Genomic DNA, 15,148 nt, shown 5'->3' with positions numbered 1-15,148 from the left:
TTGGTGCGCTTGCTGTAGTGCCAGGCCACGATGGGCTCCAGCACGTTGCCCCAGTACATCGGGCTTTCCTCATCCTGTGGGTCGGCCTTGGGCATGCCAGCATCACGACCGGTCTTTTCCATCCACAGCTCCAGCTGCGATTTATAGGGGTTCAGACCGACCGCAGCCGCAGCGTCCGAACTGCCGATACCTTGCTTGCGGATCTGCAGCCAGTCCTCGCGCGGCAGCTCCTTGGTGCTGACCAAGCGCAGGGCGGGGCGGGATTTGCTGGTGCTGCGGTTCAATGAAGTGGCTTTCATAGTGTTCACCTTGCAGATATAGAAACGCCCGACCTGCAACGAAGCGGGTCGGGCGTTATGGGGTGGAATAGATAAAAGGTCAGGCGACCAGTTGCAGGGCGGTATCCAAGGCGCGTTGCTTGATCTGGGCACCCTGGCCGAACCATGCAGAGTCGAGGCGGTACTCCGTGCTGCGTGCCCGGCGCTCGTGATCGACGTACTCGGTCACGGCATTGAGCAGCCCCCAGGCAGTGCCCCGTGCCGACTCCAGCTGACTGCCACGACCCCGGCCTTCATACAGTTCCTGAACCTTGCGCAGAGCACGCTCGTTCGGCAGTTGCTCCGGCATTGCACCCGTTGGGCTGACGTCGCACAGGACATTCATGAAGAAGCTCATCGCCTCAGGCCAGCGCACCTTGCGCTCAGTCAAGTGGCGCATGCGGTACATGAACTCATCCCATTGTGAGACTGCGATGCCCAACTGCTTCTTCACCAGATCGCCATCGAAGCGGGTGCTGTGCGGCACCTTGATCGCACGGCTGGTGCCGTCCAGAGCTATGGTCAGGGTGTTGTTGCAGACCACGCGAATGGTGGTGGGCGTTGCTGTGGTGGCGAGAGTGCCGTCGCAGGACGTGGCCAGCAGGAGATAGCCGTTGATCTGATCGTTACCCTTCAGTGCAGAGCCCTGCCCGGTACGTGCCAGCGCCCAGAACTTGCGTCCGCCCTTGAGCACGCCCGCGGTTTCCAGTTCGTAGCCAGAGACCTCGGTGAGATCCCGATAGAATTCCAGCACTTCCCGCGGCTGCACGGTGTGATAGCGGCTGGAGACCACCGACAGTGGAGCTTTGGTATCTGACCGGTAAAGCACCTTCTGCTCGGGGAATGAGTGGATCGCGCCCAGATGGCCGATAGCATCCGACTTGAAGTGCACGGGGCTTTCCATGATCTGCCAATCCATGCCGGCTTCGCGTTGCCAGACTTCGATGGGCTGTTTCTGAGGCAGGTTGTTGCCCAAGCCGTGCCACGGAGTAGCGCCAACGTAGGCCATTTGTTCGATTTGATGAGCCATGACGAATTTCCTTTGGTTGCGGGCCGGCATAAAGCGCCGCGCAGAGCGCAGCACCGGCTGGGAGTTAGAGAAAGAGGGAGTGGAGCCGCCTGGTCAGGTCGGCAGATTGAAGCGATGCCCGCAGAGCAGGCAAAGGTTGTTAGCCAGGACGTGGCGATCGAGCTTGTGGCCAAGCTGAGCGCCGAGCGCGCAGCCACCGACGCCGCCGGCCAGTCCGCCGAGGATGGCTCCGGAGATTGAGCCGACGGTAATACCGACAGGGCCGGCAATAGCGCCAACAGCCGCCCCGGCTTGACCGCCAGCCAGCGCAGCACTGATGCCACGAGCAGCACCGCCGACCGTGCCGACAGCAGCGGCGATCTTCATGGCGTGGTGGAAGGAAGCGACTTTTGGGGAACGACAGCGAGGGCACTGCAATGACATGAGGTGAACCTTCTTGATGGTGATTGTTAACGCCGAAGTAAAACTGACCCCCTGACGCCGAGGTAAATTTGACCCCCTGGGCGACAATGACGGCTTTTGAGCCGTCGCCTATGTTGACCCAGGAGCAATCAGTGGAGATCAGAGTCTTGGCCCGCCAGGGGCATTCGATCAAGGCGATAGCCAGAGAGTTAGGGGTCTCGCGCAACACGGTGCGCAAGTACCTGCGTGGCGAGAGCTACCTGCCGGCCTACCGGTCACGCACACCCCGCCCGACGAAGCTCGATCCGTTTACCGACTATCTGCGCGAGCGTGTTGCCGCAGCGCATCCACGCTGGATCCCGGCAACGGTCCTGTTGCGGGAGATCCAGGAGCGGGGCTACGAGGGCGGCATCAGCCAGCTCAAGGTTTTCCTGGCACCGTTCAAGAAGCGGGAAGCAGAGCCAGTGGTGCGTTTCGAGACCGACGCCGGCCAACAGATGCAGGCCGACTTCACCACCATCCGCCGGGGTCGTGAACCTCTCAAGGCCTTCGTGGCCACCCTGGGCTACAGCCGGGCGACCTTCGTGTTGTTCAGTGTCCGGGAGGACAGTCCGGCCTGGCTTGAGGGCCTGCGCGGCGCCTTCGCCTATTTCGGGGGTGTACCCGCGGAGGTGCTGTTCGATAACGCGAGCAGCATCATCACCGAGCGCGACGCCTACGGCGCAGGACAACATCGGTGGCAGCGCGAACTCGCCGCGCTTGCCGAGGAGTATGGCTTCCGCCCGCGGGTCTGCCGGCCTTACCGGGCCCGAACCAAGGGCAAGGTCGAGCGCTTCAACCGCTACCTCAAGGAGAGCTTCGTCACCCCGCTGGCCGCCACGCTCAAGAGTGCCGGCCTGCATCTCGATGTCGAAGCTGCCAACGCGCACGTCGGCCGCTGGCTGGAGGAGGTCGCCCACCAGCGCGTTCACGGCACCACAGGCGTCAAGCCAGCCGTGCGGCTCGCCGAGGAACGGGAGGTCCTGCTGCCGTTACCGGCGGCGGCACAGGCCGTGCCCGCGGCGGCCCCGCAACGCGCCGGCCAGGTGCTGCCCTACGAGAGCCTCCAGCACCCGCTTGCGGTGTACGAGGCACTGCTGGAGGGCGCGGCATGAACCTTCAGCACGAACGCATCGGTGCCTTGTGCACGAGTCTGAAGCTCGAACGGATCAGCGTTGACTGGCCCCACCTTGCCCACGAGGCCGCGAACACCGAGGCAAGCTTCGCGGACTTCCTGGAGAAGCTGCTTCTCGCCGAGTCCGACACCCGTGCGGAACGTACGCGCCAGACGCTGCTCAAGCTGGCGACCCTGCCAGCGATCAAGACTCTGGAGCAGTACGACTTCGCCTTCGCCAGCGGCGCGCCCCGGGCCCAGATCCAGGAGCTGGCGACTCTGGCCTTCATCGAGCGGGCGGAGAACATCGTGTTGCTCGGGCCCAGTGGGGTCGGCAAGAGCCATCTGGCGACCGCGCTCGCCTACCGGGCGCTGATGAACTCGATCAAGACCCGCTTCATTACTGCGGCCGACCTGATGCTCCAACTCACCGCTGCACACCGCCAGGGTCGGCTCAAGGCGTACTTCAACCGCGCCGTGCTGGGACCGAAGCTGCTAGTCATCGACGAGATCGGCTACCTGCCCTTCGGGCGAGAGGAGGCGAACCTGTTCTTCAACGTCGTCGCCAAGCGTTACGAACGAGGGAGCCTGATCCTCACCAGCAACCTGCCGTTCACGCAGTGGGCCGGCACCTTCGCGGATGACCAGACCCTGACCGCCGCCATGCTCGACCGGCTACTGCACCACGCTCACATCGTGCAGATCAGCGGCGAGAGCTACCGGCTGAAGGACAAGCGGAAAGCCGGAACCAGAACAGCATCCAGGCCGGCAACCCCGGCATAACCTACGGCCCAGGGGGGGGGCAATTTTACTTCGGCGTTTCAGGTCCAAAGGGGGGGGCAGTTTTCAGTCGGCGTTGACAGGTGATGTCATTGCGGTTATGTAGGGCTGAGATTTTTTTGAATCGAATGGCCGGCTTTCAGGCGCGTATCAAATCGAGCAATGGGCTGGAGTCGGCCAGAAGCGGGCAGTCGCATCAGGGCTATTTCGGCGTCCATTGGCCGCACTGGTCGACCTCCACGTACATGCTGGTTCCTGGCGTATAGGCGCATACCACCCTTTACCGCTGGAATACTGTTTTTACAACTTGCATATCCAGCTGGAGCCGCTGCATTAACCACTAATCTACAGCCGCGTCCGGGTGGGCGGTAATGTAGCCCTGCGCACGCAACACGCCGGCTGGTGAGTGCGGCTGGAGCGGCTCGGATGGGCTCTTCCTGCCCGATCAGCCATGGCAGGGAAAGCATTCGTATGGTGAAAATGCGACGCCTCCAATTGTATGCTGGCATTTTGCCGTATCTCGGGAGTTTTAATCGGAGCAGGCCTCACGTCGCAACGGAAAACCTCGAAGGGGCACGGTCGCTCATTCCTTACCAGAGGAAATATCAGGTCACCGCTTTCGGACAAAGTGATCCAATGAGTCCTTCAGGACTCACTGATCATTAAAAGGACTTTCTTGATGCTTATAAAAAAATCGTCGAATGCACCCAACCCACTGAAAGCCTGGCTCAGCGAATTCCTGCTCAATCGCGAGCTTTTCAAAGGCCCGCATGGCAAACCCCTCTATAGCTATCAGGTGTCCGAGGAGGAGTACAAATCGCTCCTTGAGCTGCTGAAACAGCAACTCAGAAGATCGGACAACCCCTTGCATGCCATGCACCTAGGGGCCTGCTTCTGCCTTTTCGTCAGTGAACAATATCGCCGCAACTACAACAGCTCCTGGTCCTGGTCCGGAGCAGAGGCGGAACTGGGGATTTCCCTGACTCCGCAACAGCATGCAGCGCTGACCAACGATGGGCTGGCCTATTGGAAGAGGCCGATACGTTTCCGGGACAGTGGCCGCGACTGGCTGGGCTCGCTGTTCACCGAGGGCGGCTTGCCCTGGCCGCTGGTGCAAAGCGAGTCACATGGTTTCGGGCGGGCTGTACGCCGGGGCATCAAGCACTTCTACCGGACCGAAGGCAACCGGAGGACCACGGCTGACCTGATGGCCGACTTCGAGGAGGGCCTTCCGGCCGCTTTCCGCAATCTGGAGACGCGCCGGCTGCTGGCAGGCATCGTCGACCAGCTCATGTATCTGGTCGAACACTACCCCATCAAAGATCAACAGGATCCAGCCAGCTACCTAGATCAGCACGCGCCCGGGTGGACGGATGCCTTCCCAATCCCGCTGGATGAAAGCAATGCCCGCACACTACTCAACGACTGGTTGCGCGATGCCGGTCAGAAACGTCAGGAGCGCAAGGAGGCTCTTGAGAAGGGTCGGGCTTTTACCTGCGAGCACTTTCTGCATGGCTCGCTCCCCCAATGGGTAATACGCACCGATCTGATCCTTCCGCCTGAAGAAACATTTGCGGTGGATCCGACGATCCTAGGTAGTACCCGCCTGGAGCTAGCCTATTACGAAGGTGACCGGCTGCTGGCCCGTGGTGGTTCCGTTTATGGCCAGCTTTCCGTAGACGGCATCAAGGTACGTTTCAGCAACCCCCAGGTCACCGTGGAGCGGCGCGCACTTGAGGAGCCGCTGAGTCTACGCCTGCTGGATAACGGACGCACGGTACACTGCCTATTTTTTGACGGTAGCGCAATTGATTACCAGGAGGCTCCCCTAGTATTCGAGAATCGCTCCGAACGCTGGCAACTGGTGGGCACATCCAGCTGCTCAGTGTCGTCCGGGCTGGCTCGCCTTCGCATCCCCCAAGACTTTTCCATCATCTGTGAGGAAGCCACGATAGAAACCCTGGCAAGTGATGCGGAGAATGGTCGCTGGGTGGAAATACACTCGGACTTGTTTCTAGCGAGGGGGGCTGACCAATACCAGATCGAGCTGAATCAGGCTGGCGGCGAAGGCCGCAAGCCTACCCTGGCGGGCGTCTACGCACTCTACGAAAGCTCCCCTTCAATCGTCTTCCTCGGCTGGCCTCACTTAGAGCTACCAGAAGACTATCCCTATGCTAGGGATGAGCTGCGCGAGTTCGTTAACGGCGAGCTGCTGGACCGCCAGAACAACACCTACTACGGCCTCGTTCGCTATACCCTCCGCAATCGCTCGGGCAAAACACTGTTGCAGCGGCGCTTTGGCGTCTTGCCCAAGGAATTCAGTCTTTCCCTGTTCCCGGGACTGGGACAGCAACCCGCACGCCTAATGACCAAAGGCGCGCAACTGCTTGACCTGCAGGTCGTTAGCAATGGTCTGGCGGTGGAGCGTACCGAACATGCTCTGCACTTACGCCATCTAGGGGAAAATCCCCCCACGACCTTCATTCTGGAGGCAGGTCGGGGCCTGCCTCCTATTCAGCTCCGGCTCCCCTACCCCTACCAAGGGGCTCGTCTTCTGGACCCGAACGGCAATCCGTCGCGTGCCCGCGAGCTGACACTGGCCGACTTGATAGGCTACCGCATAGCGCTGACGTCGGGTCTTTCGCAGGGGCAGACGTTTCATATGGAACTGGAGCTGATCTGTGCTGAGCAAGTGCACCCGAAACGCGCCTTCGGCATCCGGGTGGGCTCTACGCCTGTGGTACTCAGCCTGTTCAGCTACCTGAGCGATATGCAAAACATGCTTGGCGCAGTTGACGAACAGGATGCCTATATCCGGCTTTCCCTAGAAACCGAACAGCCACTATTTAAACTCGATATCCGACGCTATGGTGGGCAACTCCAGTGGGAGGGGCGACATTCCTTTTATATCTGCAACGCTTCCAATGCTGCGATTCTGGAGGGCGTTCAGGCGGAAGCGATGCTTCTGTCAGACCCCAAGCGCACGCCGCTGAGTCTGACCGAGAAGACCAGCGAGAATGTGGGCACTGGCTACTTCGAGATTCCGCAAAAAATGCAGCCTCAGGGGCCATGGCTGATCTATCCGGGCGAACGGTCGAGTGTTCGCTTCCGCCCGAGCCTGTATATAACGCAGGGATACAGCTTAGAGTCCGAGGTGTGCTCGCTGCATCGCGCTGCCGAGCTTTTCCACCCCCAGCACAATCCGCATGTTATTGAACAGCAGATTGCCGCCATGGCGGCCGACTTCAACCATAGTGGCTGGCAGTATCTGGCCGACCTGAAGCAGCACTACCGCCACCTACCCCTGTCGTCATTCGAAACCTGGAAAGCCCTGTCACGCAATCAAGAGGCGCTGAGCTTTGCGGTATTCCGGCTGGAAATGGATGAGGCATTCTGTGCCCGCATACGCGACGAGCTTGCTGTTATCTGGGAGGCCATTCCGCTGCCGCTATGGGTACAGGCTTATCGGTTATTCCACGACAGCATGCACCTGACCGGGCTTCCCGGAGCGCTGATCAATGATCTCGTATCAAATCGGGCCAACGTGCTGCGTTGCATCGTTTCCGGCTTCGACTATCTGGGAAACTATTTGAGCACGGGTAATCGTTGTTCGCTGACCAATGTTCCTCCGGAAAGTGTTCTTCCTATCTGGTACCAAGATCTGCGGCGTCATCACGAGTCCAATCAGAACTGGCCCACCCTGCTCGGCCGTGAGCTTTCCAACTGGATCGACAAACAGCAGCTCCCCCCTCTGGTGAAAGCCCTTTCACTGGTAGAGTTCACCGATGCCGTAGCCTACTTGCCAATCTTCATGGCCTTCGTCACCGCCGGCAGAGCCAGAATAACCGACCTCCCGGCGACACCGGCCTATCTGAAATTTGCCATTCGCCTGGTTTCCGACTTTGACCGTCAGGGCTGGTTCGTACCGGTGCATGCCTTGATGGTGTCCTATCTGCTCGCTTCCCAAGATGAGGCATAAGGAGTTGCAGTGCATTTTTTCAGGAGCCTGATCGAGCAAAGCCTTGAGCGTACCCGTGAGGCCACGCTCAGCATCTTAGGTATCAATCATTCGGGCCTGCGTCGCCACCTGAGCGAAAGCATGGTGAACACCTTAGGGGCCGAGGGCTGTTTCCTTGCCTCGCCGGTATTCGAGCATACCTTTGGTTGGCAGGAAGATGAGCTGCGCCTGCAAGACCTGCAGTCGGGGGGGTTGCTGTCGCCCAGCCTGCTCGAAACACTGGCCAACGCACCAGCCTACCGCTTCCCAAAAACGGCGCACCCGTATGTCCATCAGTTGCAGGCCTGGCGCACCCTGCTCAAAGAAGAGCCCCGCTCGGCGGTTATCACCACCGGCACCGGTTCGGGCAAGACCGAATGCTTCATGGTGCCGATCCTCGAGGATCTGATCCGGGAACACGAACGTAGTAAGACACCATTGGTCGGCGTTCGCGCCCTGTTCCTCTACCCGCTCAATGCCCTGATCAACTCGCAGCAGGAGCGCCTTGACGCCTGGACTCGCAAGTACGGCAGTAACATCCGTTTCTGCCTGTACAACGGCAAGACCGAAGAACGTGCCGATAAGGTCCGCAAAGAACAGCAACAGAAACCCAACCAGATCCTCTCGCGGGAACTGCTGCGCAAGGAGCCGGCGCCGATTCTGATGACCAACGCCACCATGCTGGAGTACATGCTGGTGCGCCAGGTCGACAGCCCGATCCTGGAAATTTCACGGCAGCAGAAATCCCTCCGCTGGATCGTCCTCGATGAGGCACACACCTATGTAGGTTCCCAAGCGGCGGAAATGTCTCTACTGCTGCGCAGGGTGGTTCAGGCCTTCGGCAGGAAGTCCGAAGAAATTCGATTCATCGCCACCTCAGCCACCATCGCCGGCGCCGATGCCAAGGAGCGACTGCAACGCTACCTGGCCGACCTGGCGGGTGTACCGCTTGATCAGGTCGAAGTGATTAGCGGCTCGCGCGTTTGGCCAGATCTAACGTTCGATCCTGCAGACAACGATATCGGTCTGCAGGCCATCCGGGATATCGAACCGGAAGCAACCGTATCCGCGGAGCGTTTCAAGGCCTTGTGCAGCAGCACTATCGCCAAGAATCTGCGCCACGCAGTGGTTAGCTCCGACAAGCCCCTCGACCTGAATGACCTGATTGGTTCCGTTTCTAAGCTGTTACAGGGACGCACCGTCCTTGAACAGCAGCAGGAGGTGCTCGACTGGCTCGACACCATGACTGGCACCCATCCGGACGAAGGCCAGCCGCCGTTCCTCAAGCTCCGCATCCACCTGTTCCAGCGCATGCTGCATGGTCTCTGGGCCTGCGTCGACCCGCAGTGCAGCGCCAAATCCAGTTATCTGGAGGACTGGCCCTTTGGCAATGTCTATGTGACCCAGCGAGCACGCTGCGTGTGTCATGCGCCGGTGTACGAGCTGGGATTCTGCGACGATTGTAAAACGCCGCATCTGCTGGCAGAGGATCGCAATGGCGAACTGCACCAGCCCAGCCCTTATGCTGGCGACGAGTTTTCCCTCAATCACGAGAATGGCGACGAAGACACGCCAGCCGAACCGTTGACAGTACGTGCTGCCAGCACACGCTTGATCATTGCCGGTTTGCCTATGGCGCATGAGCCTTACTTCCCGACCACTCTCGATCTTGAAAGCCAGAAGCTGGGAGTAGTGGCCGCTAGTCGCAATATCGGCATCGTGGTTACCGAGCAACCGGATGGCTGCTGCAGCCGTTGTGAAAAATCGTCGTTTGGCGGCAGCGACTTCCTGAGAAAAGCCTACCTGGGTGCTCCCTTCTACATCGCCAACGCCGTGCCAACCGTTCTTGAATTCTGCCCCGATCCTGATAAGGCAGATTGCGAAGGCCGTTCGCCCGAAGAGCTTCCGGGACGTGGGCGCAAGCTGATCACTTTCACCGACAGCCGTCAGGGCACCGCGCGCATGGCGGTGAGGATGCAGCAGGAAGCGGAGCGCTCCAGACTGCGCGGACTGGTATTTGAAACACTGAGGAATGCGCAAGCCAAGGCCGATGCCGCACCCAAAGACACCCCCAGCGGCGATCCTACCGAGCTTCTGGCCCAGGCAGAAAACCTGGAAAAAATAGGCATGGCCGGCATGGCGGCGGAGCTCCGCAAGCGGGCTGAGCAATTACAGTGTGGCGCAGTGCCTGCCAATCAAACCGAGACCATTACCTGGTCACGGATGGCCGAAACCATCGCAGCGGCCAGGGATATCGACCAGTTCATCCTGCGCTACAACCGCTATGCCAACCCGGCGCTTTTCGATGGCTACGAAGGCGGTCTAACAATGGCGCGTCTGCTGTTGGCCCGAGAGTTCTCGCGGCGACCCAAGAACCAGAACAGCACGGAAACGCTGGGACTAATCAAGGTCGGCTATCAGGGACTGGAGAAGGTGACGACGACTCCACCACTGTGGACCGATACCCGCGCCATTCCCGCACTCGGCGCTGCAAATGACCCCAGAAGCGCGCTGACGCTTGATGACTGGCGCGACTTCCTCAAGGTGGCACTCGACTTTTACGTCCGGGAGAACACCTTCATCCCGATGGAAAACAAGATGCGCCGCTGGATGGGCAGCCGCTTCAGTCCCAAGGCACTTTACTCGCCCAAGAGCGACGTGCAGGAAAGCAGCACCATCCGTAAGTGGCCGCAGATCAAGCCGGGCACACCTCACCGCCTGATCAAGCTACTAGAGCTGGCAACCGGCCTGAATCGTGCCATGAATGCGGATGCCGACAAGCTCAACAGCTGGCTCGAAGCGGCATGGCTGGCGCTGGTCAATGCCGGCATTCTGGAGTCTTCCGATACCGGTCACCGTTTGCGTCTGGAAACCCTCACTTTCTCGTTACCTATCGAGGGCTGGGTCTGTCCGTTAACACGGCGCATTTTCGATACCACCTTCCGTGGTCTGACACCCTATCTTCCTCAAAAACTGCTGAGCCATGACTACCGTTGCCAGAAGATCCAGCTTCCCAGCCTGAGCAGCCTGATGCCGGACGGCTCCCCGGTACCCAAGCAGGTACAGATCCGTCAGTTGGTCGCAAAAGATCCGGTAATTGCCCGGCTGCGCAAGGAATGCCTGTGGACTGATATCAGTGACCGCACGGTCGAGGGGGGCTTCTACTATCGAACCGCAGAACACTCGGCGCAGCAGTCTGCAGAAAGGCTGGAGCACTATGTCGAGGAGTTCAAGCGTGGCGATATCAACGTGCTGAACTGCTCCACCACCATGGAGATGGGCGTTGATATCGGCGGCATCTCTGCCGTGGTGATGAATAACCTACCGCCACATCCGGCCAACTATCTACAGCGCGCCGGGCGAGCCGGGCGACGCAGCGAGGCTCGGGCCATCGCCTACACGCTGTGCAAGGCCGACCCGCATAACCAGCGCGCCTTCGCCAATCCCAAATGGCCGTTTGTAACCGCCATTCCGGCACCAACCATTACCCTCAGCTCTGCACGGATCGTGCAGCGGCACGCCAATTCGCTATTACTGGCGCTATTCCTGCGCATGCACACTAGCAATGATGGCGATCGCACCAAGCTAACCCTGCACTGGTTCTTCGCTCCAGACGACTCACCCTGCCAGCGGTTCATGGCCTGGCTCAAGACAAGTTCCGATGAATTTGACCGTGCCGTAAAGCAGTTGGTCCGAGGTACCTGTCTGGAAGGTCGCTCCCTAAGCTCGATCACCGGCGAAACTCGGCAGGCATTGCGCGACCTTGAAGAGCGCTGGCTAGGCGAGTATCGCAATATCAACCATAAGTTGCAGGCCGCCAGCGACGGACCATACAAGAAGGCCTTGGCACTGGAGAAGCAGCGCCATGAAAACGAATACCTTCTCCGCTATCTGGCGTCGTCTGCATTCCTGCCGGGCTATGGCTTTCCGACTGACGTGGTGAGCCTCAAGACTTACAACGTCGAGGACTTCCTGCATCAGCAGCGGAAAAGCGATGCCAGTCGCGAGGACAGCATCTTCGACAACAAGGAAATGCCCTCGCGCAGCCTGAACATAGCCATTCGTGAATATGCTCCCGGCGCTCAGGTGGTGATTGACGGCCGGGTATACCGCTCCGCCGGTGTCAGCCTACAGTGGCACGCCGATGGGCAGGTCAACGAAGCACAGAAATTCGACATTGCTTGGCGCTGCCCTGAATGCGGCAACACGGGCATGATCGAAAACGCCTATGCCAATAACGAGGGGCTTTGCTGCTCGCACTGTACGACACCAATTCCCCCCAGCGAGCGCCGCATGGTGCTGCGTCCGGCTGGCTTCTTGACCGACTTCTACGAGGAAACCACCAACGACGTCACTTCGCAGAAGTTCATCCGCGTCGAGCGACCGCGCATACAGCTGAATGGCGAAAGCATCGCCTTACCCGACCAGCGCTGCGGTTTCGTGCGCTTCGGCCATGACGGCAGCGTCTTCCATCATTCGTCCGGCGAACATGAAAAGGGTTATGCCGTCTGCATGACCTGTGGACGTGCGGAATCCATGCTCGCTTCGGGCGAAGTGCCCAAGAATATGCAACCCGATACAGTTCACCGCCCGGTTGGCGGACTGGCTGGCAGCCGCAAGGATCGTGACTGTTCGGGCGAAGCGGTCAAGGCCAGTCTGCACCTGGGCTACCAGATCCGTACCGATGTGCTGGAGGTGTTCCTCAGAAATCCGCTCACAGGTGAATGGCTCCCCGACACTCCCGAGGGCCGTCTGGTTGCGACAACGCTCGGCGCTGCCATGCGCGACGTAATCGCCGACCGGCTCGGTGTCGCCAGCAGCGAAATGGGCTTCAGCTATCGCCTCGACCGCGACCGCGACTCCCGGCAAGGCCGCTCGGTCATTCAGCTGTTCGATGAAGTCAGCGGGGGCGCCGGCTTCGTGCTGGCCGGCCTGAGCGATATCGCATTGCTGCTGGGCAAGGCTCTGGATCGGCTGCAGTGCCCGGCCAACTGCGAGAATGTCTGCTCGCACTGCCTGGCCAGCCAGGACAGCCGTGTCGAGCGTGAAGAGCTGGATCGCAAGCTGGCACTGCGGTGGCTGAACGAATCCCGGCTGATTGAGCATCTGGGTTTGCCCGATACATTTGCTGGCCTGCATGGCGCGCGCTATTGCTCGGTTGGCCCGCTGCGCGAACTGAGTGCCGCCATCAACTCGCTAGATCGCCGAGATCCGACAGCAGCGATTCTGCTGTGCCTCCACGGCGACTGTGCGGATTGGGATCTCGACCATCCTCGCTTCCGGGAACAGGTGCTGACCTGGGCCATTGCCGAACGACTCAAGGTCCGCCTCGGCATTGCTGATCCGGCGCTGTTGAACGCTGAGCAAAAGGAAACCCTGGCACTGCTTGCCCGTCTGGGCGTTGAGCTAGTCGAGCTGCAAACCGGAACGTTGCAAGCTCCCTATCTGGTTGCCCAACTGTCATCCCAGGCTGGCGCCCGGAGCCTTTACAGCAACATGAACAACGTCGGAGTGCCCGGAGCCGATTGGCTACAAGGACATGCCGATGTGGTCTGGGCTACCAGCAAACTGATGCCAGCTGTTGCGGGCAACAGCATCGACTGCAGCGGCTGGAACCAGCATCCGCAGGGGGCTCGCATAGTCGAAGTCACTTCGCAACTCGACGGTCCCGTCAAGACCCTCAAGAAACGCATCGCCGCGCTTATCGACGCCCAGATGCCAGAGTTGGCCTCCCTGATCGCCAATGATCAAGCCGTCTCCATCAGCTACTCGGATCGCTACCTGAAGTCACCTTGGTCGCTGATGCTCCTGAGCAGTTTCCTGGAGCTTTTCCGGAGTGAAAAACTACAGTCGCTGTCTGTGCAGACTTTGGCGCCGAGCGGTAGCCAGCCGAGCTATCTGCTCAGCCATGACTGGATGCGAGCAGACGATCAAGAGGCGATTCTCGAACTCTGGCTGAAGAGTCAGTTCGATATAGTTCCGAACATCAACGTCATGAGCAGCCCCCGCGATCTGCTGCACTGCAGGGTCATCACTGTGAACTGGACGTCGGGCAAGATCAGCAAGATCCTGCTGGATCAGGGCATGGGCTACTGGCGTGGCCGGATGCCGTACAGAGATCAGATGGGCTTCGACTTCAATGCCTCCCCTCACGAACAGGCTTTGCAGATGCTCGAAAAACTTTCATCTGCTCAGATGCAGCAAAGTGGGGAGTGGCCGACTTATGTAAGCTGCTCGATAAGCTGAGGCATCCAGATGGAAATAATCCCTCGCTTGGGCGGCAATTAATTTTTCGTCCAGGCGGGGCGGCAACATGGTAGGCAACGCGTAGAAATTGAAGCGAATTCAAGAGTAATCAACATTGCTTCTTGCACAAAGTGGAACGGCCCGAACGTCAGCTTTTGGCCGCCAGCAACCGTTCTTAAAGCGACGCAGTCAACCGCAATCAGAAATTGTCTCGATTGCTATGACGAGGGGGCCTCAGCGCGTTGCTTGAGTTTCAGGCAGATATTTTCCTCTTCCGCCTCAACTGTCAGCTCATCGCCCAGACCCCATCCGAGCTGCTCAAGTAGCTCGGATGGAAGCTCAACAATGAGGTCTCCGCTGCCATCCCCAGGGTCTTGGCATACAACTCGCCAGCTCTCAGATGTAGTAGTCATAGATCCGCCCTCACGCAGTAGGCACAGTATGGCAGCTTAACAGTGCAGATCCGCTTCGTAAGGTGGGGCAGCATTTGGCCGTTAGCGACGGCCTGACTTCGACCGTCGCTATACATGGTCAAACCTCGGTCTGCTCTGCCATTTCCAAGGCGTCGTCGACCTCAATCCCAAGATATCGAACGGTGCTCTCCAGCTTCGTATGGCCAAGCAGAAGTTGAACGGCCCGCAAGTTCTTTGTCCTGCGATAGATCAGTGATGCCTTTGTACGTCTCATTGTGTGAGTGCCATACATGGCCGGATCAAGGCCAATGGCTTGCACCCAGCCTTTGACGATACGAGCGTATTGACGAGTGGATAGATGGTCTGAGGTGTGCAGCCTGCTCGGGAAAAGGCAGTCCTGGCTACGGAGCTGGGCTTGGTGTATCCAGGCCGCGAGAGCAGACCGTGTTTGCTCAGTAATTTCGAACTGCACTGGTCGCTTCGTTTTCTGCTGCATAACCATTGCTCGTGATGACACATGCTCGCCATGAGCAACGTCGCATACACGGAGCTTGGTTAAGTCGCAGGCTCGAAGCTTGCTGTCGATGGCCAGATCGAACAAAGCCAGATCCCGGGTTCGTTCTGCAAGCTGAAGCCTTACTCGGATGGCCCAGATATCTCTCAGCCGGAGCGGGGTTTTCTGTCCGACCAACTTTCCTTTGTTCCAGGGCCGGCGGGTGCAGGTAGCAGTGATGTTCATGGCAAGTCCTCCACATGTGGGAGGACAAGCATGGCTAGCCAGAGAAGTGGTCGCTAACCGGCCAATAGCGG

The 15,148-nt window shown here is 59.3% G+C and carries 9 protein-coding genes; 4 read left to right on the top strand and 5 right to left on the bottom strand.

The window, feature by feature from the left end; translation table 11 throughout:
* From H165_RS18805 to H165_RS19375, 3 genes are all read right to left on the bottom strand, one after another.
* Nucleotides 1–299 (bottom strand): YqaJ viral recombinase family protein (locus tag H165_RS18805; protein WP_169333538.1); only part of this gene is annotated, 299 nt, incomplete at its 3' end.
* 79 nt (nt 300–378) lie between these two features.
* A complete protein-coding gene (locus tag H165_RS0117175; RefSeq protein WP_017940175.1) occupies nt 379–1,347 on the bottom strand; it encodes a DUF932 domain-containing protein in 969 nt (322 codons plus the stop codon).
* Between the two features lie 93 nt (nt 1,348–1,440).
* Nucleotides 1,441–1,713: a hypothetical protein gene (locus H165_RS19375; protein ID WP_230358455.1), complete on the bottom strand. Its 273-nt coding sequence runs from the start codon at nt 1,711–1,713 to the stop codon at nt 1,441–1,443.
* Between the two features lie 167 nt (nt 1,714–1,880).
* On the opposite strand from H165_RS19375, the gene istA reads away from it, so the two are divergent.
* The 4 genes from istA to H165_RS0117150 all read left to right on the top strand — a co-directional run bounded on the left by istA (nt 1,881) and on the right by H165_RS0117150 (nt 13,925).
* The gene (gene istA, locus H165_RS0117165; protein ID WP_026146703.1) at nt 1,881–2,903 is read left to right on the top strand and encodes an IS21 family transposase; all 1,023 of its coding nucleotides are present in this window, start codon (nt 1,881–1,883) and stop codon (nt 2,901–2,903) included.
* Nucleotides 2,900–3,685 carry an IS21-like element helper ATPase IstB gene (gene istB, locus H165_RS0117160; protein ID WP_017940172.1) on the top strand — a complete coding sequence of 262 codons (786 nt, stop codon included), beginning with the start codon at nt 2,900–2,902 and terminating at the stop codon, nt 3,683–3,685. The genes istA and istB overlap by 4 nt, the downstream gene beginning before the upstream one ends.
* 676 nt (nt 3,686–4,361) lie before the next feature.
* Nucleotides 4,362–7,661, top strand: coding sequence for an STY4851/ECs_5259 family protein (locus H165_RS0117155; protein ID WP_017940171.1), 3,300 nt, complete (start codon nt 4,362–4,364; stop codon nt 7,659–7,661).
* Nucleotides 7,662–7,670: 9 nt separating this feature from the next.
* Nucleotides 7,671–13,925, top strand: a complete 6,255-nt coding sequence (locus tag H165_RS0117150; protein WP_017940170.1) for a DEAD/DEAH box helicase — start codon at nt 7,671–7,673, stop codon at nt 13,923–13,925.
* 218 nt (nt 13,926–14,143) lie between these two features.
* Here the strand turns inward: H165_RS0117150 and H165_RS20045 are convergent, their stop codons facing one another.
* Complete coding sequence (locus H165_RS20045) at nt 14,144–14,338, bottom strand: AbrB/MazE/SpoVT family DNA-binding domain-containing protein (protein WP_017940169.1); 195 nt, start codon at nt 14,336–14,338, stop codon at nt 14,144–14,146.
* Between the two features lie 118 nt (nt 14,339–14,456).
* Entirely contained in the window at nt 14,457–15,077 is a 621-nt protein-coding gene (locus H165_RS0117140; protein WP_003152807.1) for a tyrosine-type recombinase/integrase, read from the bottom strand.
* Nucleotides 15,078–15,148 lie beyond the last annotated feature (71 nt).

The sequence above is a fragment of the Pseudomonas thermotolerans DSM 14292 genome, from assembly GCF_000364625.1.
Taxonomy (GTDB): domain Bacteria; phylum Pseudomonadota; class Gammaproteobacteria; order Pseudomonadales; family Pseudomonadaceae; genus Aquipseudomonas; species Aquipseudomonas thermotolerans.
This window is presented reverse-complemented; position numbering and strand designations above follow the sequence as displayed.